The organism is Streptomyces sp. JB150, assembly GCF_011193355.1.
Lineage (GTDB): Bacteria > Actinomycetota > Actinomycetes > Streptomycetales > Streptomycetaceae > Streptomyces.
In genome coordinates this window covers 5,441,572-5,464,767 of sequence record NZ_CP049780.1, presented here as the reverse complement: position 1 = coordinate 5,464,767, position 23,196 = coordinate 5,441,572, and the positions used below count along the sequence as shown (strand labels likewise).

General features: G+C 72.0%; 25 protein-coding genes. 2 read left to right on the top strand and 23 right to left on the bottom strand.

Features of this window, described 5'->3' with window-relative positions:
- Positions 1-691: 691 nt before the first annotated feature.
- From G7Z13_RS25330 to rpsB, 5 genes are all read right to left on the bottom strand, one after another.
- Complete coding sequence (locus tag G7Z13_RS25330) at positions 692-1,834, bottom strand: phosphatidate cytidylyltransferase (RefSeq protein WP_166002527.1); 1,143 nt, start codon at positions 1,832-1,834, stop codon at positions 692-694.
- Positions 1,834-2,391 (bottom strand): ribosome recycling factor, encoded by a 558-nt coding sequence (gene frr, locus G7Z13_RS25325; RefSeq protein WP_043506945.1) that lies wholly within the window; start codon positions 2,389-2,391, stop codon positions 1,834-1,836. Before frr ends, G7Z13_RS25330 begins: the two co-directional genes overlap by 1 nt.
- Positions 2,392-2,535: 144 nt before the next feature.
- Positions 2,536-3,294 carry a UMP kinase gene (pyrH, locus tag G7Z13_RS25320; RefSeq protein ID WP_166002526.1) on the bottom strand — a complete coding sequence of 253 codons (759 nt, stop codon included), beginning with the start codon at positions 3,292-3,294 and terminating at the stop codon, positions 2,536-2,538.
- Between the two features lie 192 nt (positions 3,295-3,486).
- Entirely contained in the window at positions 3,487-4,323 is an 837-nt protein-coding gene (gene tsf / locus G7Z13_RS25315) for a translation elongation factor Ts (RefSeq protein WP_166002525.1), read from the bottom strand.
- 153 nt (positions 4,324-4,476) lie between these two features.
- Positions 4,477-5,355 carry a 30S ribosomal protein S2 gene (gene rpsB / locus G7Z13_RS25310; protein ID WP_166002524.1) on the bottom strand — a complete coding sequence of 293 codons (879 nt, stop codon included), beginning with the start codon at positions 5,353-5,355 and terminating at the stop codon, positions 4,477-4,479.
- A 282-nt stretch (positions 5,356-5,637) separates the two neighbouring features.
- Here rpsB and G7Z13_RS25305 point away from each other — a divergent pair, with 282 nt between their 5' ends.
- Positions 5,638-6,249 (top strand): M23 family metallopeptidase, encoded by a 612-nt coding sequence (locus G7Z13_RS25305; RefSeq protein WP_166002523.1) that lies wholly within the window; start codon positions 5,638-5,640, stop codon positions 6,247-6,249.
- Positions 6,250-6,507: 258 nt separating this feature from the next.
- Here G7Z13_RS25305 and G7Z13_RS25300 read toward each other — a convergent pair whose 3' ends face one another.
- From G7Z13_RS25300 to G7Z13_RS25220, 17 genes are all read right to left on the bottom strand, one after another.
- Positions 6,508-7,062, bottom strand: coding sequence for a TetR/AcrR family transcriptional regulator (locus tag G7Z13_RS25300; protein ID WP_166005273.1), 555 nt, complete (start codon positions 7,060-7,062; stop codon positions 6,508-6,510).
- A 79-nt stretch (positions 7,063-7,141) separates the two neighbouring features.
- Positions 7,142-7,984 (bottom strand): RNA polymerase sigma factor WhiG, encoded by an 843-nt coding sequence (whiG, locus tag G7Z13_RS25295; RefSeq protein ID WP_166002522.1) that lies wholly within the window; start codon positions 7,982-7,984, stop codon positions 7,142-7,144.
- Between the two features lie 270 nt (positions 7,985-8,254).
- Positions 8,255-9,406, bottom strand: coding sequence for a DNA-processing protein DprA (gene dprA, locus G7Z13_RS25290; protein WP_166002521.1), 1,152 nt, complete (start codon positions 9,404-9,406; stop codon positions 8,255-8,257).
- Positions 9,403-11,028, bottom strand: a complete 1,626-nt coding sequence (locus tag G7Z13_RS25285; RefSeq protein WP_166002520.1) for a YifB family Mg chelatase-like AAA ATPase — start codon at positions 11,026-11,028, stop codon at positions 9,403-9,405. The genes dprA and G7Z13_RS25285 overlap by 4 nt, the downstream gene beginning before the upstream one ends.
- Complete coding sequence (locus tag G7Z13_RS25280; RefSeq protein WP_166002519.1) at positions 11,029-11,430, bottom strand: YraN family protein; 402 nt, start codon at positions 11,428-11,430, stop codon at positions 11,029-11,031.
- Between the two features lie 77 nt (positions 11,431-11,507).
- Positions 11,508-11,816, bottom strand: a complete 309-nt coding sequence (locus G7Z13_RS25275; RefSeq protein WP_003965949.1) for a DUF2469 domain-containing protein — start codon at positions 11,814-11,816, stop codon at positions 11,508-11,510.
- Between the two features lie 56 nt (positions 11,817-11,872).
- Positions 11,873-12,349 carry an NUDIX hydrolase gene (locus tag G7Z13_RS25270; protein ID WP_206313231.1) on the bottom strand — a complete coding sequence of 159 codons (477 nt, stop codon included), beginning with the start codon at positions 12,347-12,349 and terminating at the stop codon, positions 11,873-11,875.
- A gap of 49 nt (positions 12,350-12,398) precedes the next feature.
- Positions 12,399-13,181, bottom strand: coding sequence for a signal peptidase I (lepB, locus tag G7Z13_RS25265; protein ID WP_166002517.1), 783 nt, complete (start codon positions 13,179-13,181; stop codon positions 12,399-12,401).
- 133 nt (positions 13,182-13,314) lie between these two features.
- Complete coding sequence (lepB, locus tag G7Z13_RS25260) at positions 13,315-14,307, bottom strand: signal peptidase I (RefSeq protein ID WP_166002516.1); 993 nt, start codon at positions 14,305-14,307, stop codon at positions 13,315-13,317.
- Positions 14,195-15,334 carry a signal peptidase I gene (gene lepB, locus G7Z13_RS25255; RefSeq protein ID WP_166002515.1) on the bottom strand — a complete coding sequence of 380 codons (1,140 nt, stop codon included), beginning with the start codon at positions 15,332-15,334 and terminating at the stop codon, positions 14,195-14,197. Before lepB (G7Z13_RS25255) ends, lepB (G7Z13_RS25260) begins: the two co-directional genes overlap by 113 nt.
- On the bottom strand, positions 15,327-16,043 hold the full coding sequence (gene lepB / locus G7Z13_RS25250; RefSeq protein ID WP_166002514.1) for a signal peptidase I: 717 nt from the start codon (positions 16,041-16,043) through the stop codon (positions 15,327-15,329). Before lepB (G7Z13_RS25250) ends, lepB (G7Z13_RS25255) begins: the two co-directional genes overlap by 8 nt.
- 60 nt (positions 16,044-16,103) lie before the next feature.
- Positions 16,104-16,454 (bottom strand): 50S ribosomal protein L19, encoded by a 351-nt coding sequence (rplS, locus tag G7Z13_RS25245; RefSeq protein WP_166002513.1) that lies wholly within the window; start codon positions 16,452-16,454, stop codon positions 16,104-16,106.
- 134 nt (positions 16,455-16,588) lie between these two features.
- A complete protein-coding gene (gene trmD, locus G7Z13_RS25240; protein WP_166002512.1) occupies positions 16,589-17,422 on the bottom strand; it encodes a tRNA (guanosine(37)-N1)-methyltransferase TrmD in 834 nt (277 codons plus the stop codon).
- Entirely contained in the window at positions 17,422-18,024 is a 603-nt protein-coding gene (gene rimM / locus G7Z13_RS25235; RefSeq protein WP_166002511.1) for a ribosome maturation factor RimM, read from the bottom strand. The genes trmD and rimM overlap by 1 nt, the downstream gene beginning before the upstream one ends.
- A gap of 130 nt (positions 18,025-18,154) precedes the next feature.
- Entirely contained in the window at positions 18,155-18,394 is a 240-nt protein-coding gene (locus G7Z13_RS25230) for an RNA-binding protein (RefSeq protein WP_030612780.1), read from the bottom strand.
- A gap of 2 nt (positions 18,395-18,396) precedes the next feature.
- The gene (gene rpsP, locus G7Z13_RS25225; RefSeq protein ID WP_166002510.1) at positions 18,397-18,819 is read right to left on the bottom strand and encodes a 30S ribosomal protein S16; all 423 of its coding nucleotides are present in this window, start codon (positions 18,817-18,819) and stop codon (positions 18,397-18,399) included.
- 365 nt (positions 18,820-19,184) lie between these two features.
- A complete protein-coding gene (locus G7Z13_RS25220) occupies positions 19,185-19,784 on the bottom strand; it encodes a hypothetical protein (protein WP_166002509.1) in 600 nt (199 codons plus the stop codon).
- A gap of 522 nt (positions 19,785-20,306) precedes the next feature.
- On the opposite strand from G7Z13_RS25220, the gene G7Z13_RS25215 reads away from it, so the two are divergent.
- Entirely contained in the window at positions 20,307-21,191 is an 885-nt protein-coding gene (locus G7Z13_RS25215; protein WP_206313142.1) for an SAM-dependent methyltransferase, read from the top strand.
- 4 nt (positions 21,192-21,195) lie between these two features.
- Here G7Z13_RS25215 and ftsH read toward each other — a convergent pair whose 3' ends face one another.
- Complete coding sequence (gene ftsH, locus G7Z13_RS25210) at positions 21,196-23,136, bottom strand: ATP-dependent zinc metalloprotease FtsH (protein WP_166002507.1); 1,941 nt, start codon at positions 23,134-23,136, stop codon at positions 21,196-21,198.
- Between the last annotated feature and the right edge of the window lie 60 nt (positions 23,137-23,196).

Genomic DNA, 23,196 nt, shown 5'->3' with positions numbered 1-23,196 from the left:
GCTGTGGCTGCAACCACCATCACGGCACACCTGACCGGGCTTCTACACGGCCGGTAGTCCACCGGGGTCCCCGAGGCTTGGCTGGCGGAGGGGGCCCCGCTCACGTTCGAGGTCGCTACCCGGAAGGCAACTTACACGGCGCCCAGGAGGCAACTTTGACCCCACCGTCACGCATCTCCGGATGCGTTGGTGGTACCACCCTAGCCGCACCTACGAAAACTCGTAGGTGGTTCGCGAATCTCGTGTCTCCGCAATGTTCCGAGATTTGGTCGGCGGACACTTTTCCAAAGTAGTACCACCACCAAACTTTGCTGCAAGATCTGCACCCCCCTCAGCGATTGGTCAGCGGAGTTTCGTTTCGCTGATGGTTGCGGGAGCCCGTCGGACGGTGGCAGGCACCCGGGACCGTGGCGACCTGTCGAGCGGCACACGGCCCAGGGACGGCCCCAGAACCAGTCATTACAGCCATCTCTTGCCATTTGCCCAGCTAGGGAGCCTGTTACTGCCGGGCCACTGCCAGTTCTCCGGGCTTGGGCATGGTCCTACCAGTGTCGCAGATCCAATCGGGTGACCCGGGCCGCCCGGCTCGGCGCCCCCTTGCGCCGCGCGGAGCCGCGGGTCACGGACCCGCGGGTGTGCGAAAGCCCCCGCCCCGGGGGGGCGGGGGCCGGCGCTGCCGGAGGGCGGCCGGTCAGCCGTTTCCGACGAAGGCCACGAGGAGCAGCCACACCACCGGAGCGGTGGGCAGGAGGGAGTCGAGGCGGTCCATGATGCCGCCGTGCCCGGGGAGCAGGGTGCCCATGTCCTTGATGCCCAGGTCCCGCTTGATCATGGACTCGCCGAGGTCGCCCAGGGTGGCGCTGGCCGCGACGGCGAGGCCGAGCAGCAGGCCCTGCCACCAGGAGCCGCCGTCCACCAGGAACTGCATGCACAGCGCGCCCACGGCCATCGCGAACGTCACCGCGCCCAGCAGGCCCTCGCGGGTCTTGCCGGGGCTGATCCGCGGGGCGAGCTTGTGCCTGCCGAACCGCCAGCCGACGGCGTACGCCCCGGTGTCGCTGACCACGGTCAGCAGCAGGAACGTCAGCACCCGCCACGGCCCGTCCTCGGCCGTCAGCATCATCGCGACGAACGTCGCCAGGAACGGGACGTAGAACGCGGCGAAGACGCCGGCCGTGACGTCCTTGAGGTAGCCCTCCGGGGGTTCCGTCATCCGCCAGACCAGCACCGCGAGCGCGGTGAGCGCCATCGCCACCCACGCGCCCTCGACGCCCCGGGCGTACCCGGCGACCACCATGGCCGCCCCGCCGATCGCGAGTGGCACCAGCGGCGCGCGGATGCCCTTGCGCTCGTCGAGCCGCTTGGCCAGCTCCCACAGTCCGACGACCACCGCGACCGCGATCACCCCGACGAACACGGCCTTGTAGACGAACAGCGACGCGATGATCACCGCGCCCAGTCCGACGCCGACCCCTATCGCGGCGCCGAGGTCCCGGCCCGCGCTCTTCTTCTGCGGGGCGGGGGCCGGCTGCGGGGCGTCGTGCATGGGCTCCGGATTCCTCGGCGCGCCGAAGGCGGGCGCCGACGTGCTCTCGTCTGGGAACAGCGGACCGCTCAGCCGAGCGGCCCCCCGGCCGTCATCCTGGTTTCCGCCGTCCGCGGACACGTCGGACACGACGGGCATGGGCCGGGTCTGCTGCGCGTCACGCGCATCGTACGCGGGACCCGCCGGGACGGCGCCCTGCACGGGTCCCCGGACATGCCCCTGGGCAGGCCCTTGATCGGGCGGGCCCCAGTACCCGGTCTGCGGCGCCCCCCAGGAAGAGTCGTTCATCAGACCTCGAGCAGTTCGGCTTCCTTGTGCTTCAGGAGCTCGTCCACCTGGGCGACGTACTTGGCGGTGGTGTCGTCGAGCTCCTTCTCCGCGCGGCGGCCCTCGTCCTCGCCGATCTCGCCGTCCTTGATCAGCTTGTCGATGGCGTCCTTGGCCTTGCGGCGCACGGAGCGGATCGAGATCTTCGCGTCCTCGCCCTTGCCCTTGGCGACCTTGATGTACTCGCGGCGGCGCTCCTCGGTCAGCTCCGGGAACACCACTCGGATGATGTTGCCGTCGTTGCTCGGGTTGACGCCCAGGTCGGAGTCGCGGATCGCCTGCTCGATGTTGCGCAGCGCGCTCTTGTCGAACGGGGTCACCACGGCCATGCGCGGCTCCGGCACGGAGAACGAGGCCAGCTGGTTGATCGGCGTCGGTGCGCCGTAGTAGTCGGCCACGATCTTGTTGAACATCGCCGGGTGCGCACGGCCGGTGCGGATCGCGGCGAAGTCCTCCTTGGCGACCACGACGGCCTTCTCCATCTTCTCCTCGGCCTCGAGGAGGGTCTCTTCGATCACCACTTGCTCCTGCGTGTCTTGAGTAGGCCCGGCTGCGGTTGACGTGTTGTGGTCGGCGGCCGGCTGCGTCGCGTCTTCTTCCTGCACGGTTCCCGACCGGCAGGACATTGTCCATCCCCCGGCCGGGGTCCGTGGGTCAACCGGTCAGTTCCGGCTGCCCTGGTCACCCACCAGCGTGCCGATCTTCTCACCCTTGACGGCCCGGGCGATATTGCCCTCGGCCAGAAGCTCGAAGACGAGGATCGGCAGCTTGTTGTCACGGCACAGCGTGATGGCCGTGGCGTCGGCGACCTTCAGATCGCGCGTGATGACCTCGCCGTAGCCGAGGGCGTCGAACTTCACGGCGTCCGGGTTGGTCTTCGGGTCGGAGTCGTAGACCCCGTCGACTCCGTTCTTGCCCATGAGCAGCGCCTCGGCGTCGATCTCCAGGGCGCGCTGGGCGGCGGTGGTGTCGGTGGAGAAGTACGGCATGCCCATACCGGCGCCGAAGATGACCACGCGCCCCTTCTCCAGGTGGCGCACGGCGCGCAGCGGGATGTACGGCTCGGCGACCTGGCCCATGGTGATGGCGGTCTGGACCCGGCTGTCGATGCCTTCCTTCTCCAGGAAGTCCTGGAGGGCGAGGCAGTTCATCACGGTGCCGAGCATGCCCATGTAGTCCGAGCGGGCGCGGTCCATGCCGCGCTGCTGCAGTTCGGCGCCGCGGAAGAAGTTGCCGCCGCCGATGACGACCGCGATCTGCGCTCCGTCGCGCACGACGGCCGCGATCTCGCGGGCGATCTTGTGCACCACGTCGGGGTCGACGCCCAGGCCCCCGCCACCGGAGAAGGCCTCTCCGGACAGCTTCAGCAGAAACCGGCCGCGTACTTTGCCGTCGTCGCTCTTCTGGGCCTTGGTGGTCATGGGGGATCCCGCCTCTTTCACGTGTTGCACATACGAAGAAGGCCACTGCCGGTGGGGTGTCGTTCGCAACCCGTGCGCGGCAATGGCCTCCTCGTCAGATCTGCTGTCGCCCGCCACGCGCGTGTGCGTGGCGGCGTACGCAAACGACCGCACCCGACCCTGTCGGGACCGAGTACCCGTCGCGGTACGGACTCAGATGCCGACCTTGATACGCGTGAAGCGCTTCAGGGTGACACCGGCCTCGTCCAGAACCTTCTGGACGGACTTCTTGTTGTCGAGCGCGTACGGCTGGCCGAGCAGCGTCGCGTCCTTGAAGAAGCCGTTCAGACGTCCCTCGACGATCTTGGCGATCGCGGCCTCGGGCTTGCCCTCGGCGCGGGTGGTCTCCTCGGCGATACGGCGCTCGGACTCGACGACGTCGGCCGGGACGTCCTCCTTGGAGAGGTACTTCGGCGCGAAGGCGGCGATGTGCTGGGCGACGCCCTTGGCGACCTCGGCGTTCGGCTTGTCGAACTCGACGAGGACACCGATCTGCGGGGGCAGGTCGGGGTTGGTGCGGTGCATGTACGCCGTCACGAAGCCGTCCGCGTACTGCGCGAAGCGGTCCAGGACGATCTTCTCGCCCAGAGTGGCGTTGGCCTCGTCCACGAACGCCTGGACGGTCTTGCCGGGCTCGATCTCGGAGGCGAGCAGGGCCTCCAGGTCGGCCGGGGAGGTCGCGGCGACGTGCTCGGCGATCTTGTTGGCGACGGCCTGGAACTTCTCGCCCTTGGCGACGAAGTCCGTCTCGCACTTCAGCTCGACGAGGACACCGGAGGAGTTGTCGTCGGCGATGATCGAGACCACGGCGCCGTTCTCGGCGGAGCGGCCCTCGCGCTTGGCGACGCCCTTCTGGCCCTTGATGCGCAGCGCCTCGACGGCCTTCTCGACGTTGCCCTCGGCCTCGTCCAGCGCCTTCTTGCAGTCCATCATGCCGGCGCCGGTGAGCTCACGGAGCTTCTTGACGTCGGCGGCGGTGTAGTTCGCCATGATTCAGTGAATCTCTCTCGAAGTCTGGAAGATCGGAGGTCTGCACGGTCCGCGACGCAGGGTGTGGATCGGGGACGCTGCGCTGACCTACGGGTGAACGGCGGGAGCGGTCCTGGTGTCACCGCTCCCGCCGTCAACGGCTGACGCTGACGGTCAGGCCTGCTCGCCCTCGGCGGCCGGAGCCTCGGCCGGAGCCTCGGCGGCCTCCGCGGCCGGCGCCTCGGCGGCGGCCGGGGCGGCGTCCTCGGTCTCCGCCTTCTTCTCGCCCTCGAGCAGGTCGCGCTCCCACTCGGCCAGCGGCTCGCCGGCGGCCTTGTCGCCCTTGCCGGCCTCGGCCACGCCGGAGCGGGCCATCAGGCCCTCGGCGACGGCGTCGGCGATGACGCGGGTGAGCAGGGTGACGGAGCGGATCGCGTCGTCGTTGCCCGGGATCTTGTAGTCGACCTCGTCGGGGTCGCAGTTGGTGTCGAGGATCGCCACGACCGGAATGTTCAGCTTCCGGGCCTCACCAACGGCGATGTGCTCCTTCTTGGTGTCCACGATCCAGACGGCGCTGGGCACCTTCTGCATCTCGCGGATACCACCGAGGGTCTTCTCCAGCTTGGCCTTCTCGCGCGAGAGCACGAGAAGCTCCTTCTTGGTCAGACCGGACGCGGCGACGTCCTCGAAGTCGATCTGCTCGAGCTCCTTGAGGCGCTGCAGACGCTTGTAGACGGTCGAGAAGTTGGTGAGCATGCCGCCCAGCCAGCGCTGGTTGACGTAGGGCATGCCGACGCGGGTGGCCTGCTCGGCGATGGCCTCCTGCGCCTGCTTCTTCGTGCCGACGAACATGACCGTGCCGCCGTGGGCGACGGTCTCCTTGACGAACTCGTAGGCGCGGTCGATGTACGACAGCGACTGGAGCAGGTCGATGATGTAGATGCCGTTGCGCTCCGTGAAGATGAAGCGCTTCATCTTCGGGTTCCAACGACGGGTCTGGTGACCGAAGTGGACGCCGCTCTCCAGCAGCTCCCGCATCGTGACGACGGCCATGGCCGTGTTCTCCTTGGTTTCTCGGTTGTGCCGCGGATGCCGGACGGCTTCCGCGCCTGACGCCCGCAGCGCGCCGTTGCCACAAGGACCGAGGGGCGCTGACTCCGAGATCCCGGACGGTGCCGGCTCCCGGTGTCGGGGCGTGCGAAGTCGACCCGGTGACCCGGATCGCCATCAGAAGTGTACGGGACCGGCGGAGCGCCGGGTGACGCCGCTGTCCACAACCGGGCGGTAGTCCACAGGCTCCGGCCGTGATCGCGGCGGTTGCGCGACGGTGACGGCATGCGAGCGAAGCGATGTGTGTACGTGGTGACGGCGGTGCTGCCGCTGTTCCTGCTGGGTCCGGCGCGTCCGGCTCCCGCGGCGGACGAGCCGTTCCCCGCGGGGCGGGACCGGTTTTCCTCCCCCGCGGCAGACGAGCGGTTCCCGGCGGGCCGGGACCGCTCCTGGCCCCTTCCGGGGCGCCCGGCCGTCCTGCGCCCCTGGGCTCCCCCGCCGACGCCGCACGCCCGCGGGCACCGGGGCGTCGACCTGGCGGCCCCGCCCCACTCCCCCGTCCTGGCCGTGGCCTCCGGCCGCGTCTCCTTCGCGGGCCGCGTGGCGGGCAGGGGCGTGGTCTCGGTCGACCTGTCGGGCACGGGCGTCCCGCCCCTGCGGACGACCTACGAGCCGGTCCGCGCCTCGGTCCGCGAGGGCGACGAGGTCACGGCGGGCCGGCCTCTGGGCACCCTGGAGCCGACCGTCTCACACTGCCCCACCACCTGCCTGCACTGGGGCCTGCGCCGGGGCAGGACGTACCTGGACCCCCTGACCCTCCTCCCACCCTGGCTCCTGCACCCGGGCTCTCCGGTACTCCTGCCGGTCCTGGGCGTCCCCCTGCCGCCGCCGGCCTAGCCGCGGTCCCGCGACCTCATCGAAGGCGCGGCACACGTGCCGCCCCGGGCGGCACCGACGGGCGCGTACGGCAGCCCGTTCCGACATTCCGACGGGGTGCGGTCCTGTCCCCGCAGCGCGACAGCGGGCACGGGGAACCGCGCCCACCCGCGACACGGGGCACAGGAAACCCAGGCCCACCCGGGTGTGGGCAGTACGGCGCGTTTCGCCGGGGCGTGGTCCCGGCCGGGCCGTGGCGCCGGGACGGGAGGCGGGCGCTCAGCCCTGGACGCCCCGCAGGGCCATCCGTACGGCCGCGTCCGCGACGACGGCCGGTTCCTCCGCGCCGAGCTCGATCCGCCGGACGGCCGCGTCGACGACGCCCTGGAGCATCATCGCGGCCAGCCGGGGCTGCGCGTGCCCCATCTCGCGCAGGACGTCCACGATCATGCCGACCAGCGCCCCGTGCGCGGCGCGGATCTTCTCCCGGGCCCCCGCGTCCAGCTCGCTCGCGGAGATGGCGACCACGGCCCGGTGCCGCCGGTCGCCGACCAGCTCCAGCTGCCGGCGCACATACGCCTCGGCCTTGGCCTCCGGCCCCTCGGCGGCGTCCATCGCCGCCTCGACCTCCGCCGCCCACACGGGGAAGTCGGCCTCGCACAGCTCCTCGACCACCGCGGCCCGCGAGCGGAAGTACTCGTACACGGACGACCGCGCCAGCCCCGTCCGCTCGGCGAGAGCCGGGAAGGTCAGCGCCTCCGTCCCGCCCTCGGACAACAGGGACCGAGCCGCGTCCAGCAGGGCGGCTCGCTGCATCGACCGGTGCTCGGCCACGGAGGCCGCTCGAATCCTTGGCACGTCCCTCACTTTACGGACCGGTCACCCGCGGCGGGAGTGACCCGGCACACCCGTCTCAGCGTCCGAAGGCCGCCAGCTTCGCCCGCAGCTGGAGCACCGACTTGGTGTGGATCTGGCTGACCCGGCTCTCGGTCACCCCGAGCACGTTCCCGATCTCGGCCAGGGTCAGGCCCTCGTAGTAGTACAGCGTGACGACGGTCTTCTCCCGCTCCGGCAGCGTGTTGATCGCGCGGGCGAGGAAGCGCCGCAGCTCCCGGTCCTCGGCCACCTCCACGGGATTGTCCGCGGCGGTGTCCTCCAGCGTGTCCATGAAGCTGAGCCCGTCCCCGCCCTCGCTGCCGACGTGCAGCAGCTCCTCCAGGGCGACCACGTTCGCCAGCGACAACTGGCTGAAGACGGCGTGCAGTTCGTCCACCGCGATGCCCAGCTCGGCGGCGACCTCGCCCTCGCTGGGCGTGCGCCGCAGCCGTGCCTCCAGCGTCGCGTAGGCCCGCTCGACGTTGCGCGCCTTCTGCCGTACCGAGCGCGGGATCCAGTCCAGCGCCCGCAGCTCGTCGATCATCGCGCCGCGGATCCGGGTGATCGCGTACGTCTCGAACTTGATCTCCCGGTCGATGTCGAACTTCTCGATCGCGTCGATCAGCCCGAAGACCCCGGAGGAGACGAAGTCGGCCTGCTCCACGTTGGGCGGCAGTCCGACGCTGACCCGTCCCGCAACGTACTTGACCAGCGGCGAGTAGTGCAGAATCAGCTGCTCGCGCAGCCGGTCGTCACCCGTCGCCTTGTACGACCGCCAGAGCTCGTCGAGCGTCGAGGGAGCCGGCGGCCGCACGCTGCCACCGTCGCGGGCGGCTGGGGAGAAAGCCGCCCGGTCGGACCCGGAGGTGTGCTGGGGCATTCGTCGCCTTGTGCCGTTCTGCCGTGAAGGGTGGTACCTGGGTGAGCTGTCGCTCTGGGGTGGAGTTGCCGGACTGTGTCGGGATCCTCGTGAGCGTAGCGTGACTGACGCGTCGCGGTGCGCGAACGCGGGAGCACACAGGGGGCGCAGATACGTTCCGCAGCGCGCCCTACCGGGTCACGGCCGTCGCGCTGGGTGATCGCAATAATCCACCAACTCGGTGATTTCCCAAGGCTGTCGGGCTTCCCCCGGACGGCCGAACACGATCGGTCAACTCGGGCCGCGAGCACGCCGAACGGAGATCATCGCCTGGCGTGTCAACTTCCAGCCGTCGCCGTGTCGTTCGACGTAACCAAGTGCTCGAAGCTCGTACAGCCTCGCGACGGCGTCGTCCTGCGTGGTCTGCGCGTCCCGCGCGATCAGGGCCGGTCCGGCCGTGCCCCGCCCGGGCAGCGCGGCCAGCACCCGCCGGGCGCCCGGCGCGAGCAGATCCGCCGGGAGCACCGGGCCGCGCCGCTCCGGGGCCAGCTCGCCCATGTCGCCGACCAGCTCCACGACCTCCGCCGCGTCGGTGACCAGCACGGCGTCCCCGCGCAGCAGCTCGTGCACCCCCGCCGACCGGGCGCTGGTGGCCGGTCCGGGCACGCCCATGGTGTGCCGGCCCAGCCGCTGGGCGGCCCGCGCGGTGACGAGCGAGCCGCTGCGGTGCGCTGCCTCGACCACCACGGTGCCGCGGGTGAGGGCGGCGATGACCCGGTTGCGCTGCACGAATCTGCTGGGGGTCGGGTGATCGCCGGGCGGCAGCTCGCCGACGACGAGACCTTGTTCGGCGATCCTGCCGATCAGCCCGGCGTGGCCGGGCGGGTAGGGCCGGTCGACCCCGCAGGCCAGCACGGCGACGGTGGCGCCGCCCGCGCCGAGGACGCCCCGGTGGGCGGCGCCGTCGATGCCGTAGGCACCGCCGGAGACCACCACCCAGCCGCGCTCGGCGAGCCCGGCGGCGAGGACGGCGGCCATGTGCGCGCCGTACTCGGTGCAGGCCCGCGCGCCGACGACGGCCACGGACCGCAGCGCCCACATCCGCAGGCTGGCCTGTCCGCGCACCCACAGCCCGAGCGGCCGGGCGTCGCCGAGGTCGTCGAGCTGCCGGGGCCACTCGCCGTCGCCCGGTGCGAGGAACCGGACCCCGGCGGCCCGCGCGGTGCCGAGGTCCCGCTCGGGGTCGGCCCCGCGTGCCCGCGCCCGCAGGCCCTCCCAGCGCCGCCCGCTCACCCCCGGCAGCGGCCCGCCCGCGCCCTTCAGCCGCCGCGCGACCTCCACCACGCCCAGCTCCCGCACCCAGCGCCCGGCGGTCTCGTCGCCCGGCTCGATGACGCGGGTGAGGAAGACCCGGGCGAGGCGGCCGGAGTCGTCGCCGCTCATGTCAGCGCCCCGATGGCCATCGGCACCCCGCGCGGGACGCCCGTGCGCAGCTGGAGGGCGAGCGCCACGTCGGTGGCGTCGGGCCGGTCGTGGCCGACCAGGTCGGCCACGGTCCAGGCGACCCGCAGCACCCGGTCGATGCCGCGCGCCGTCAGCGCCCCGCGTTCGAGGCTGCGTTCGGCCTCGTCCATGGCGCCGCTCACCGCGTGCCAGCGGCTGCGCAGCTCCCGCCCGGGCACCTCGCTGTTGGTGCGCCACGGAGTGCCGGCCAGGCGGGCCGCCGCCCGTTCCCGCGCCGCGCGCACCCGGTCGGCGACCGTCGCGGTGGACTCGCCGCGGGCGGCGAGTCCGGTCAGCTCGGCCCGGGAGACCCGGTCCACCTCCACGCGCAGGTCGACCCGGTCGAGCAGCGGCCCGGAGAGCCTCGCCTGGTAGCGGCGGATCGCGGACGGCGGGCACTCGCACAGATCGCCCGTGACCGAGAACCGCCCGCACGGGCACGGGTTGGCGGCGAGCACCATCAGGAACTTCGCCGGGAACCGCACCACGCCCGCGCTGCGGGCGATCACGACGTGCCCGGACTCCAGGGGCTGGCGCAGCGCGTCGAGGGCCTGGCCGCTGAACTCGGGCGCCTCGTCGAGAAAGAGGATTCCACGATGAGAGAGCGAGACGGCGCCCGGCCGCGCGATGTGGGGGCCGCCGCCGACGAGCGCCTGCATGGTGGCCGAGTGGTGCGGGGCGCAGTACGGCGGGACGTCGACCAGGGGTTTGTCCGGCGGCAGCAGGCCGGCCACCGAGTGCACCGCCGTCACCTCCAGCGACTCCTCGCGGGTGAGCGGGGGCAGGATGCCCGGCAGCCGCTCGGCGAGCATGGTCTTGCCCGCGCCGGGCGGTCCCTCGAGGAACAGGTGGTGTCCGCCCGCGGCGGCGACCTCCACCGCCGTACGGGCCGAGGTCTGGCCGACGACGTCGGCGAGGTCGTAGCCGTGGTCCTGCTGCGCGGCGCCCAGGCCGCGCATGCCGGTCGCGGCGCCGGTGCCGGGGACGCGCAGGCCGGCGAGCAGCGGGTCCGGGCGGCCGAGGACGTCCCTCTCCTCCTCCGGCACCGGTTCGTCCGCCAGGACGGCGATCAGCTGGCGCAGGCTGCGCACGCCGAGCACGGACACGCCGGGGACGAGGGCTGCCTCGGCGGCCGCGCACTCGGGCACGACCACCTGTTCGTACCCGGCGCCGGCCGCGGCGAGGACGGCGGGCAGGATGCCGCGCACGGGCCGCACCCGGCCGTCCAGCCCGAGTTCGCCGATCATCACGATGTCCGCGAGGACCCGCGGGTCGATCCGCTCCCCGGCGCCGAGGACCGCGCAGGCGACAGCTAGGTCGAATCCGCTGCCCGCCTTGGGCACGGAGGCCGGGCTGAGCCCGACCGTGAGCTTCTTCTGCGGCCATTCGGCCCCGGAGTTCACCACCGCCGCCCGGACCCGGTCGCGGCTCTCGGTCAGGCTCTTGTCGGGCAGCCCCACCAGGGTGAACGCCGCGACGCCCGGTTCCAGGTCGGCCTGGACCTCGACGACGACGCCCTCGACTCCGACGAGGGCCACGGAGCAGGTGCGCGCGAAGGCCATTCAGGCCACCCCCTGCGCGTGCTCGACGACGGGCGCGCCCCGGTCGGGCAGGACGACGCCCACGAGGTCGATGCGGACCCCGCCGGGCGGTGCTCCGCCGTGTTCCTGCATCCAGCGTTCCGCGAGGCGTCGCAGCCGGCCCGCCTTGGCCGGGGTGATCGCGGCCATCGGGTGCTGGAACCGTCCCGCCCTGCGGGTCTTGACCTCGCAGACGACCAGGACGTCGCCGTCGCGCGCCACGATGTCGATCTCACCGGTCCGGCCCCCGCGCCAGTTGCGTTCCAGGACCGTCATGCCGGCCTCGGCCAGCCGCCGCGCGGCCAGCTCCTCGCCGTACCTGCCGAGTGCGCTCTGTGCCAGTCGGGTGTTCATGTCGGCACCACCTCCGGCGCCCACCGTCACGCATCAGCCGCCCCGAAGTGGATCTTGGTGCACAGCTCGGCGGTTGTGGATAACCTCCTCACCCACACGGGTGATGATCACCCGCCGGGCAGCTCCAGATCGCTCTTGTTCAGCTCCTCGATGTTCACGTCCTTGAACGTCAACACCCTGACCTGCTTCACGAAGCGAGCCGGCCGGTACATGTCCCAGACCCAGGCATCCGCCATCGACACCTCGAAGAACACCTCACCCTGGACCGAGTGCACCTGCATCTCGTAGTCGTTGGTCAGGTAGAAACGCCGCTCGGTCTCGATCACGTACTTGAACAGACCGACGACATCGCGGTACTCCCGATAGAGCTTGAGCTCCATCTCGGTCTCGTACTTCTCGAGGTCCTCGGCGCTCATGGCATGTTCCCCTTCAGCCGTGCGATCCCACCATTGTGCGCCAGTCCCGCGAGCCCCTAGACGATTTCGGTGTCGAGGATCTCCGGACGGGCGGGGGGACCTTCGTCGAGCAGCCGGCGCAGCAGCCCGGCGAGTCTGGTCGGATACACCGTCTCATGTGCCCGGCTCAGTTCCCGACACGTCCACCAGCGCGCTCCGACGACACTGCGCCGTTCCAGTTCGGTCAGCCCCACGGCCTTCGTCGCCGTCCGGGTCGTACGGGCCAGGTAGTACCACTCGTCCTGGTTCCAGCGGCGCCCGGCGAACGGGAAGGAGCACATCCGCCGCCACAGCACCGGGCCGAGTTCGACGTCCGTGATGCCCGTCTCCTCCGCGAGTTCCCGCAGGGCGGCCTGCTCACGGCTCTCGTCGCCCTCGACGCCGCCGCCCGGCGTGAACCACCAGTCGTCGGCCGGGTCGCCCGGTTCGTGGCCGTGCAGCAGCAGGATGCGGTCCCGCGGGTCCAGCAGCACCACGCGCGCCACCTTGCGCACCTCGCCCTCCAGGACCGGGTGCGCACCGGCGTCGCCCGCGCCCCTCGCCTCAGCGGGCACCGGCGGACCCCGTCCCGGCCTGCGCGAACGCCCGGCCGCGGGCCGCGCGCCGGGCGAGCGGCCCGTACGCGGCGCCGCCGAGCACCAGCACCGCGCCCACGACGATCAGCACCGTGATCGCCCGCAGCGGCCCCGGCTCGGACAGGGTGCCGCCCAGCGCCTCGAAACCGGTCGGGCGCGGCAGCATGCCGTCCATGGGCCAGACGACCGCGTCGACCCGCGCGGAGACCGCGTCGCGGGCCACGGTGCCGCTCGCGGCGTCGGTGAGGTGGGCGGTGGAATCCAGCGAGCCGTGCCGCTCGTCGCCGAGCAGGAAGAGCCGCCCCTCGGGCACGGTGACCGTCGGGAAGTTCGCGGACGCGGCCTGCCCGTCGGACAGGTACGGCTCCTCGATCCGCTTGCCGTTGACCGTCAGCCGGCCGTCCTGGCAGCAGGCGACGGTGTCCCCGCCGACGGCGACCACGCGCTTGAGCATGGGCGCGTTGCCCCAGGTGGCGTCCTCGAAGACGACCACGTCGCCACGGCGTACGTCCGCGCCGTCGACGCGCTGGGCGAGCACCCGGTCGCCCGCGCCGATCGTGGGGGCCATCGAGGTGGTCGGCACGGTGTACGGCCGGTAGACCACCGCTCCCCAGCCGAAGGCGGCCAGGAACAGCACGAGGCCCAGCGCGACAGCCAGGCCGGACAGTCGCTGTCCGGTCCGGCCGCCCGCCGGGCCGTGGTCTGTGCCCCCGCCGCGCGGGGCCGTACGGGTCGTGCTCTCACCAGCCATGGGCCGCACCCTACCCGGCGGTACCGGACCCGTCAGCCCTCTCGCCGCCGGGCGGACCGGGCCGGCGCCGGTGCCGCCGGCCGCGGCGGCCGGCCCGCCTCAGCGGGTGCCGGAGACGCGCGGCCGCCCCGCCTCAGCGGATGCCGGAGACGGTGAACCGCTTACGGCGCCACAGCGCCACCGGCACCACACCGGCCAGCGCGAGCACGTGCGGCGCGTTCGTCAGCGCGGACTCGGCCGGCGCGGCCGACGCCTTGTCGTTCAGACCGGGCTGGTCGAAGGTGTCCGGGACCGGCAGGGTGCCCCAGCGGGTGATCGGCCAGGCCTTGACGATGGCCCGCCCGACGACCTCGTCCACCGGGACCATGCCGCGGTACTTCTCCGCGCGGTTGTAGCGGGAGTCGCGCGAGTTCTGCCGGTTGTCGCCCATGACCCAGAGGTAGCCCTCGGGAACCGTCACCTTGAACTGGCCGCCCGTGTCGTCCACGCTGCACGGCGTGCTGCCCGGGTAGATGTACGGCTCGTTCAGCGCCTTGCCGTTAACCTTCACCGGGCCGGTGCCCTTGCACTCGACCGTGTCGCCGCCCACGCCGATGACCCGCTTGATCAGGTCCTTCTCCTCGGCGGACGGCATCAGGCCGATCCACGAGAGGAACGTCTGGAAGGCGTTGGGCTCCGGCGGGATCTCGCCCGCCAGCCAGTTGCCGGGGTCGTGGAAGACGATCACCTCGCCGCGCTCCGGCTCCGAGCCGAACCAGGGGGTGAGCTTGTCGACCAGCACCCGGTCGCCCCGCTGCAGGGTGTCCTGCATGGAGTCGGAGGGGATCGAGAACGCCTGGACCAGGAACGTCTTGATCAGCAGGGCGAGCACGAGGGCGATGCCGATCAGGATCGGCAGCTCCTTCCAGAAGGAGCGCTGTTTCCTCGCGGGCGGGGAACCGGAGCCCTCCGCGTCCCGCGCACCCGTCTGCTGCTGTTCGTCGCTCACCGTGCCGTCCTCGGCCGTCGTCGTGTCACTCCCGGAGGTCACGGCGCTGTCCGCGGCCGGTCCGGCCGGGTCCACGGGGTGTCCGCGGTGCTCCTCGCCGTCGTGTCCGGACCGTGCGCCAACCGCCACATCCCCCACGCCAACTCCTTACTCTGTGCCGCTGCCTGCCCCAGGGACGGCGCAGGCCCACCACTCCCATAACGAGCGGGAGTTCCGCAGGGCTCGGGAGGTGGGTCATTGCGTTCGGCTCCGACGCGCCGGGATCCAGAGGTCTCGGAGCCGGCACGCCCGGAGCATCGGAGGCAACCCTATGCGACACGTGGGCGGCTGTGGCCGACCCGGCCGCCGGGTCGGCCACGGAAGCGAAGGTTTCCGGTTCGTCGAGCGTGGTCCAGTGGTGGAACGGCCAGGCGATGACGACGGCCCGCCCCACCACCTGGTCCTCGGAGACGGTGCCGCCGTAGTCGGTGTCCTGGTGGGAGCGGGAGTCGGCGGAGTCCGCGCGGTGGTCGCCCATGACCCACAGCCGGCCCTCGGGCACCGTGACGTCGAACTCGGTGAGGGAGGGGGCGTTGCCGGGGAACAGGTAGTCGCCCTCGTCGAGCGGCACGCCGTTCACGGTGACCCGGCCTTGCGCGTCGCAGCACGTGACGCGGTCGCCGCCGACTCCGATGACCCGCTTGATCAGGTCTTTCTCGTTGTCGGACGGCAGCAGGCCGATGAAGGTGAGCCCTTCCTTCACCTGCTTGACGACGACGGGGTCGTCCTTCTTCTGGATGGGCTGCTCGTCGTTGAGCCAGCCTCCCGGGTCCTTGAACACGACGACGTCCCCGCGCTCCGGCCTGGCGCCGAACCACGGGGTGAGCTTGTCGACCAGCACCCGGTCGCCGATCTGGATCGTCTGCTCCATGGAGCCCGACGGGATGACGAACGCCTGGACCAGGAACGTCTTCAGGACCAGGGCTATGAGGACGGCGACCCCGATGAGGAGCGGTATCTCCTTGACGGCCGACCGGCGCCGCCGGCGCTTGACCTTGCGCTGGAGCTTGCGCCGCTCCGCGCGGGTGCGTCCGCCGGACGGCGCGGAGGCCCGCCGGGTGCCGGTGGGCAGCAGATCCTCGGCGGGACTGCTCGGCGCCCCGCGCGGTTTGCCCCGGCTACCCATGGCCACCGCCCGCGCCCGCCGCGGCCTGCGACGCACCGGGCACCCGCCCGTACGTCTCGGGGCGTTCCAGTCGCGTGAGACGGCCCGCGGGCCAGACGATCCAGTCGGCGCGGCCGATCACGTCCTCGACGGGGATCATGCCGCCGCCGGGTGAGCCGAGGTGGTCGCGGGAGTCGCTGGAGGCGCTGCGGTGGTCACCGAGGACGAAGAGCCTGCCGGCGGGCACGACGACGTCGAAGGGCACGGAGGACGCGCGGTCGCCGGCGTGCAGGAACGCCGTCTCGTCGACGGACCGGCCGTTCACCCGGAGCCTCCCCTCCTTGTCGCAGCAGACCACGTGGTCTCCCCCCACGCCCACGACGCGTTTGATGTAGTCGGCGTCCCCGAAGTATCCGGTGCCGTCGAACACGACGACGTCGCCCCGCCGCGGCTCGGCTCCGAAACGGTACGCCACCTTGTTTACGAGAACGCGGTCGCCGATCCTCAATCCAGGCTCCATGGAACCGCTGGGAATCTGGAACGGCTGCGCCACGAAGGTGTTGAGGAGCAGCAGGAAGACCAGGCAGGCCAGAGCGGTCAGGGTGACCCGCCCGCCCGGGAGCCAGTCGGCGATCCGCTGCACCAACGCGAAACGCGACCGGCCCTCCGTGCCCCGCTGCGGGGGTCCGGAGGAGCGGTCGCGCTCCGTCGGCTGTGCTTCGGTGTCCATCGGGCCCAGATGCTATCCGGCTCCGCTGTGGACCCCGCCGGGGCGAGCCCCGGGAAGCGCTCAGTTCTCGCGCTTCTCCTTGATCTTCGCCGCCTTGCCGCGCAGCTCGCGCAGGTAGTACAGCTTGGCGCGGCGGACGTCACCGCGGGTGACGAGCTCGATCTTCTCCACGATCGGGGTGTGCACCGGGAAGGTGCGCTCGACGCCGACGGAGAAGGAGACCTTGCGGACCGTGAAGGTCTCGCGCACGCCGGAGCCCTGGCGACGGATGACCACGCCCTTGAACTGCTGCACACGAGAGCGGTTGCCCTCGATGACGCGGACGTGGACGTTCACGGTGTCACCCGGGCGGAAGGCCGGGATGTCGCTGCGCAGCGACGCGGCGTCGACGGAGTCGAGCAGGTGAGACATTTCGTCTGCTTTCTTCGCTGATGCCACAGGTCATCAACGGCAACTAGAGGTTCTGGATGAGCGCTGTGCGGGTCGGGGCGGGCGTCGTGTCCCCCTGTGGCAGGGGCGCACGCCGGACGGCGCACAACAGCGGTCTATTCTTCCACGCCCTCGGTCCTGCGCCAAAATCGGCCGTACGGCTCCCCCTCCGGGTCGGGCGCCCAGCCCAGGATGGAGAGCATCTCGCGGTCCTTCTTGTCGAAGGCCTTGGGGTCGCAGCGCTCGATGAGGTCCGGCCGGTTGCGCGTGGTGCGCCGCAGTGCCTCGTCGCGGCGCCAGCGGGCGATCCTGCCGTGGTGTCCGCTGAGCAGCACCTCGGGGATCCCGCGGCCGCGCCACTCGGGCGGCTTGGTGTAGACGGGGCCCTCCAGGAGGTTGGCCATGGCGCCGGGCGCGAAGGAGTCGTCGCGGTGCGACTCGGCGTTGCCGAGGACACCGGGAAGCAGCCGGGCCACGGCCTCCGTGACGACGAGTACGGCCGCTTCGCCGCCGGCCAGGACGTAGTCGCCGATGGAGACCTCGTAGACCGGTATCCGGGTGGCGTACTCGTCCACGACCCGCCGGTCGATGCCCTCGTAGCGGGCCGGCGTGAAGATCAGCCAGGGCCGCTCGGACAGCTCCACGGCCAGTTCCTGGGTGAAGGGCCGGCCGCTGGGGGTGGGGACGATCAGCGCGGGGCCGTGGGCGCCGGTCTCGTAGCCGTCGGCGAGGACGGTGTCCAGGGCGTCGCCCCACGGCTCGGTCTTCATGACCATGCCCGGGCCGCCGCCGTACGGCGTGTCGTCCACGGTGTTGTGCCGGTCGTAGGTCCAGGTCCGCAGGTCGTGGACGTGCACGTTCAGCTGTCCGCGCGCGCGGGCCTTGCCGACGAGGGAGACGTTCAGCGGTTCCAGGTACTCGGGGAAGATCGTGACGACGTCGAGCCGCATCACGCCTCGCCCCCGCCGGACGCCCGGGACTCACCGGACTCGCGGGCCTCATCAGCCTCACCGGTCTCGTCCCGGCTGGAGGCGATCACCGCGCGGTCGTCGATCAGCCCGGGCGGCGGGTCGATGACGGCCCGCTGCTCCTCCAGGTCGATGCCGGTGACGATCTCCTCGACGAACGGGATCATCACCTCGGTGCCGTCGGGCCGCTCGACGATGAACAGGTCCTGCGTGGGCAGGTGCGAGATCTCGGTGATCCGGCCGACCTCCACCCCGTCCTCGGTGACCACGTCGAGGTCGATGAGCTGGTGGTCGTAGTACTCGTCCTCGCCCTCGGGCAGCTCGTCGGGGTCGACGTCGGCGATCAGGAGGGTGTTGCGCAGCGCCTCGGCGGCGTTGCGGTCGTGGACGCCCTCGAAGCGCAGGAGGAGACGGCCGCTGTGGACACGGCCGGCCGCGATGGTCAGGGGCCCCGCGGAGGCGGGGTCGGTGGCGAGTACGGCGCCGGGGGCGAGCCGCAGTTCCGGCTCGTCGGTGCGGACCTCCACGGTGACCTCGCCCTTGACGCCGTGGGCGCGGCCGATCCGTGCGACTACCAGCTGCACTGTGCTTGCTCTCCTGTCGGAACGACTGCGAGCCGGGACGGCTCCCGGTGCGGAACCGGACGGCTCGACACGACTGCGGGCCGGGGACGGCCCAGTGGCCCTCCCCGGCCCGAGCCGGTGCTGTGTTGCGTCAGCGGACGTCGTCCACGTCGACGAGGTCGACTCGGACGCCACGGCCGCCGATGGCGCCCACGACGGTCCGCAGAGCGCGTGCGGTGCGGCCGTTGCGGCCGATCACCTTGCCGAGGTCGTCCGGGTGGACCCGGACCTCGAGCACCCGCCCGCGGCGCAGGTTGCGCGAGGCGACCTGCACATCGTCAGGGTTGTCGACGATGCCCTTCACGAGGTGCTCGAGAGCCTCCTCGAGCATGCTCAGGCCTCGGTCGACTCGGAGGACTCGGCCGCGGCCTCGTCCTTCTTCTCAGCCTTCTTCTTCTGGGTGATGGCCTCACCCTTGCCCTCGTCCTCGCCGCTCAGGGCCTCGAACGACGGGCGCTCCTTCTTCGGCTCGGCGACGAGCAGCGGAGCCGGGGCGGGCTCGCCCTTGAACTTCTGCCAGTCACCGGTCTTCTTCAGGATGGCGAGCACGGGCTCGGTCGGCTGGGCGCCGACGGAGAGCCAGTACGCCACGCGCTCGGCGTCGACCTCGATGACCGACGGGTTGTACGTCGGGTGGTACTTGCCGATCTCCTCGATCGCACGGCCGTCACGACGGGTACGCGAGTCGGCGACGACGATGCGGTAGTGAGGCGAACGGATCTTGCCGAGACGCTTGAGCTTGATCTTGACTGCCACGGGAGTGGGTTCTCCTGGAATTGACGTGGTTGGGCACGGCGAGCATGCCGCGTGGGGTTGCGGTACCCGAGTGCCCGATGGACGCGTCAGCCGGAGGAGAGAGGGGTCCTGTGCGGCTGTCGAGTACAGCTGGCCATTCTGCCATACCCCGCGGGACGCTTCCGACCGAGGGTGCGCGGCCGCGGGGCCCGTGCGGCCGCGGCCGCGCTAGCGGGACGGCCGCGCGGGCAGGACGGCGCCGCACCCGGCGCAGAGGTGAACGACGTCGGGTGCGAGCCGTGACGACGCGGTGCCGCCGGCCCGGCGGCAGCGGCACCCGCGCGGCACGAGCCGCCCGCTCCGGCACCCACGAGATGCCGGAGCGCTCAGCTCGCCGCGCCCGCGCCCACCACTTCGGGGATCCGGAACGGCTTTCCGCAGCCGCCGCAGACGATCGGGGCCTGCGCCAGGACCGACGGGACGACGCGGACGTTGCGCCCGCAGTCGCAGACGGCCTTGACGCGCACCCCTCCACCGGACGAGCCGTGCCGGGCGGCCGGGCCGCGGAAGGTGCGGGTGGTGTCGGCGGAGGTCGCCGCCGAGTGGGCCTTCAGGGCCCGCTGGAGGCGTTCGATGGTCGGGCGGTAGCGCCGCTTCGCCTCGGGGTTGAGCGTGACCAGCGAGAAGCCGCTGCTCGGGTGCGGCTCCTCGGGGTGGTCGAGGCCCAGCTCCTCGGCGATCGCGAGGAATCGGCGGTTGTGGTAGCGGCCGGCGCGGGAGGTGTCGCGAATTCCGCGCGCGGCGGCGATGCCGTGGACTGCCTCGTGGAGCAGTCGTTCGAAGGAGAGTTCGTGTCCGCAGGCGGACGACGACTCACCGATCAGGGATTCGGGCGCGGCTAGATCCGGCAGCTCGGGGTGGTACCGCTGAATGTCGGCCCACGCCTGCGCCAGCTCTGCGGCGAGAACAGGTGGTGTCGTGCTCACGTAATGACAACGAGCCGGGGTCCCGCTGTGTTCCTATTCCGGGGCATCCCAAATAATTTGCACGTACCCGTCAGTTGCCGCTGATGCGACCTGACGAGGGCGGGTGCGCTGAACTGCGGAGAAGCCGCACAGCTCCACGCAAGGTGGTACGTAGCCTGACGTACGCCCCCGCGTGTACGCCCCGGTGCGCGCACCGGGATCTGTGTGACCCTCCGGTGCGCAAGAGGCGTTTTCGGCCGGGTCCGCCCCACTCGGGACAGCGCCCCCGGCCCACGTGACGTTACCGGGTGCCGCCGCGCGGCCCGGCACCGCCCCGCCCGTCCCGCGCGTACGCCGTACCGCCCAGGTTGCCGGAACGTGAAATCTCGCCACGACGCGCCCCGTCGGCCAAGCCGCGGCCCCTTACCACTGGACGCCGTCGCGAGCCCGGAGTTTCCTGGCATACGGGGGGCGAGCGCACGTCACGGGGGCTTCAGGAGAACGGGGACAGAGGCACATCTCGGCGGAATGGGGCGCTTACATATGACACCTACGCTCGTGCGTCAGCACCCGCGCACGGGGGAGATCCCCCGCGTGGACCTGAGTGCCCGCGCGCGTGACTGGTCGGAGATCCAGGAGCGGATGCTCGTACCGCTCTACGAGGCCGTCTACGAGCGACTTAACGTCGGACCCGGCACGCGGCTGCTCGGTCTCGGCTGCGGCAGCGGCCTCGCGCTGCTGATGGCCGCCTGCAGAGGCGCCGCGGTCACCGGTGTGGAACCTTCCTCCCCCGAACGGCTGGCCCTCGCGCGGGAGCGGCTGCGTCCGGGAGCGGCGGGCACGCACGCGCGTGCCGGCGCACCGGCAACGGCGCCCTCGGTCGGCGCCTCGCTCGACGCGGCGGACCGGCCCGCGGACCCGTCGGGCGCGCGGGGCGCGCCGTACGACCTCGTGACCGCCTTCGAGCCGATCGGGTGCCGCGCGGGCGACTCCGACGGGCTGGCCGGGCTGCTCGGCGCGGCGATCCCGCGGGCCACGCGCGGGGCGGCGGTGGTGCTGGCCGGCTGGGGGCCGCCCGAGCGGTGCGCCACGACGGCCGTGCTGCGGGTGGCCGACAAGCTCGCCGACCCCTCGCGCGGCGCGGGCCGCTGGCGCCCGGCCCTGCGCGACGACCTGGAGGAGGTCGCCGAGCGCGCGGGCCTGCGCCCCGACGGCTCGGGGCGGGTCGCCTGCCCGTTCGGGTACGCCGACGTGGACAGCGCGGTGCGCGGACTGCTCTCCACCGGGCTGTTCGACGCGGCGATCACCGCCACCGACCGGGCCCAGGTCGACAAGGAGCTGAAGGAGGCCCTGCATCCGTACCGCCGCCAGGACCGCACGGTGTGGATGCCGAACGTCTTCCGCTACCTGATCGCGCGGGTCCCGTGAGACCTCACGCCTCGGCGTCCTTGGCCGGCCGGGCGATGCCCGCGATGCGGTAGGCGTCGGTCTCCTCCAGCGTCTCGCGCTCCAGCAGGGCCGCCGCGAGCGCGTCCAGCCGGGCGCGGTGCTCGCGCAGCTTGTGGCAGGCCTCCTCGTAGCAGTCGTCGACGATGCGGCGCATCTCGCCGTCGATCACGTCCAGGGTCCCGGGCGCGGCGGCGAGGCCGTACGTCTGCCGGTCGTCGTCGGGCAGCGCGGACAGGCGGCCGACCCGCTCGCTCATGCCCCAGCGGGCCACCATGCCGCGCGCGATCCTGGTGACCTGCTCCAGGTCGCTCTCCGAGCCGGTGGTGATCCCGCCGTAGACGACGTGCTCGGCGGCCATCCCGCCGAGCGCGCCGATGATCCGGCCGCGCAGGTACTCCTCGGTGTACGCGTACTTGTCGGCGTCCGGCGTCGACAGCGTCACGCCGAGCGCGCGTCCGCGCGGCACGATGGTGATCTTGCGGACCGGGTCGGCGCCCGGCTGGAGCATGCCCAGCAGCGCGTGGCCGCTCTCGTGGTACGCGGTGCGCCGCCGCTCCTCCAGCGGCATCACCAGGGCGCGCTCGGCGCCCAGCTGGACCTTCTCCAGGGCGTCCGAGAGGTCGGAGCGCGTCACCCGGTCCTGGCCCCGCTTCACCGCGAGCAGGGCCGCCTCGTTGGCGAGGTTGGCCAGTTCGGCGCCGGTCATGCCGGGCGTGGTGCGGGCCACCTGGGCCAGGTCCACGTCCGGCGCGAGCGGGATCTCGCGGGTGTGGATGCGCAGGATGGCCTCCCGGCCGCCCCGGTCCGGCGGCGCGACGCTGACCACGCGGTCGAACCGGCCGGGGCGGGTCAGCGCGGGGTCGAGGATGTCCGCGCGGTTGGTCGCCGCGATCACGATCACGCCCTCCGAGCCGGAGAAGCCGTCCATCTCGGTGAGGATCTGGTTGAGCGTCTGCTCGCGCTCGTCGTGGCCGCCCATCGCGGCGCCGCCGCCCCGCGCGCGGCCGATGGTGTCGATCTCGTCGATGAAGATGATCGACGGCGCCACCTTCCGCGCCTCGGCGAACAGCTCCCGCACGCGGGAGGCGCCCACGCCCACGATCATCTCGATGAACTCGGAGGCCGACGCCGAGAAGAACGGCACCCCCGCCTCGCCGGCCACCGCCCGCGCGAGCAGTGTCTTGCCGGTGCCGGGCGGGCCGGCGAGCAGCACACCGCGCGGCATCTTGGCGCCCATCCGCCGGTAGGCGTCCGGGTTCTTCAGGAAGTCCACGACGTCGTTCAGCTCGCCCTCGACCTCGTCGATCCCCGCCACGTCCGCGAAGGTGGTGCGCTTCTGTCCCGGCTCCAGCTCCACCGGTTTCGGCGGCGCCTTGCGCCCGAACATGGCGCCGGCGCCGCCCATCCCCACGCGCGCCCGCCGCGCGATGACGATCCACAGCACGACCAGGAGCGCCATCGGGGCCAGCGAGAGCAGCAGGTTGGCGAGCAGGCTGCGCTGCTGGACCACCGGTTCGGCGGTGACGGTGACGTTGTTGCGGGTCAGGTCCCCCCACAGCCGGTCGTCCGCGAAGGCGGGCCGCTGGGTCTTGAACTTGGTGTACGTGCCGTCGCCGCCCGGCCGGTCCCGGGCCTGCTTCAGCTCCCCCTGGATCGCGTCGCCCTTGGAGTAGATCGTGCTGACGTTGCCGTCGTCGACCTGCTTGCTGAACTCGGTGTAGGAGATCGTCGGCTCGTCGCCGTCGCCGAAGAAGGACAGCGCCAGGTTGGCGATCACGAACACGATCAGCGCGGCGGCCACCAGGTTCCACCAGCCGCCGCGCCACCGCCGCCCGCCGGGGGAGGGCTTCGCCGGCTCCTCGGGGGTGCCCTCGGTACGCCAGGGCTGGTCGGGAGACTTCCGCGGCGGCGCAGGGTTGGTCATATCGGGACGTTACGACAGGAAAGCGGCTCGGGCATGTGTACGTACGGCGCGGGGAGGCCC

Excerpts from the sequence above, each read along its gene's own strand:
- G7Z13_RS25330 (WP_166002527.1), bottom strand. The coding sequence starts at position 1,834 with ATGAACGACTCTTCCTGGGGGGCGCCGCAGACCGGGTACTGGGGCCCG.
- pyrH (WP_166002526.1), bottom strand. The coding sequence starts at position 3,294 with ATGACCACCAAGGCCCAGAAGAGCGACGACGGCAAAGTACGCGGCCGG.
- tsf (WP_166002525.1), bottom strand. The coding sequence starts at position 4,323 with ATGGCGAACTACACCGCCGCCGACGTCAAGAAGCTCCGTGAGCTCACC.
- rpsB (WP_166002524.1), bottom strand. The coding sequence starts at position 5,355 with ATGGCCGTCGTCACGATGCGGGAGCTGCTGGAGAGCGGCGTCCACTTC.
- G7Z13_RS25305 (WP_166002523.1), top strand. The coding sequence starts at position 5,638 with ATGCGAGCGAAGCGATGTGTGTACGTGGTGACGGCGGTGCTGCCGCTG.
- whiG (WP_166002522.1), bottom strand. The coding sequence starts at position 7,984 with ATGCCCCAGCACACCTCCGGGTCCGACCGGGCGGCTTTCTCCCCAGCC.
- dprA (WP_166002521.1), bottom strand. The coding sequence starts at position 9,406 with ATGAGCGGCGACGACTCCGGCCGCCTCGCCCGGGTCTTCCTCACCCGC.
- G7Z13_RS25285 (WP_166002520.1), bottom strand. The coding sequence starts at position 11,028 with ATGGCCTTCGCGCGCACCTGCTCCGTGGCCCTCGTCGGAGTCGAGGGC.
- G7Z13_RS25275 (WP_003965949.1), bottom strand. The coding sequence starts at position 11,816 with ATGAGCGCCGAGGACCTCGAGAAGTACGAGACCGAGATGGAGCTCAAG.
- lepB (WP_166002517.1), bottom strand. The coding sequence starts at position 13,181 with ATGGCTGGTGAGAGCACGACCCGTACGGCCCCGCGCGGCGGGGGCACA.
- lepB (WP_166002515.1), bottom strand. The coding sequence starts at position 15,334 with ATGGGTAGCCGGGGCAAACCGCGCGGGGCGCCGAGCAGTCCCGCCGAG.
- lepB (WP_166002514.1), bottom strand. The coding sequence starts at position 16,043 with ATGGACACCGAAGCACAGCCGACGGAGCGCGACCGCTCCTCCGGACCC.
- rplS (WP_166002513.1), bottom strand. The coding sequence starts at position 16,454 with ATGTCTCACCTGCTCGACTCCGTCGACGCCGCGTCGCTGCGCAGCGAC.
- trmD (WP_166002512.1), bottom strand. The coding sequence starts at position 17,422 with ATGCGGCTCGACGTCGTCACGATCTTCCCCGAGTACCTGGAACCGCTG.
- G7Z13_RS25230 (WP_030612780.1), bottom strand. The coding sequence starts at position 18,394 with ATGCTCGAGGAGGCTCTCGAGCACCTCGTGAAGGGCATCGTCGACAAC.
- G7Z13_RS25215 (WP_206313142.1), top strand. The coding sequence starts at position 20,307 with ATGACACCTACGCTCGTGCGTCAGCACCCGCGCACGGGGGAGATCCCC.
- ftsH (WP_166002507.1), bottom strand. The coding sequence starts at position 23,136 with ATGACCAACCCTGCGCCGCCGCGGAAGTCTCCCGACCAGCCCTGGCGT.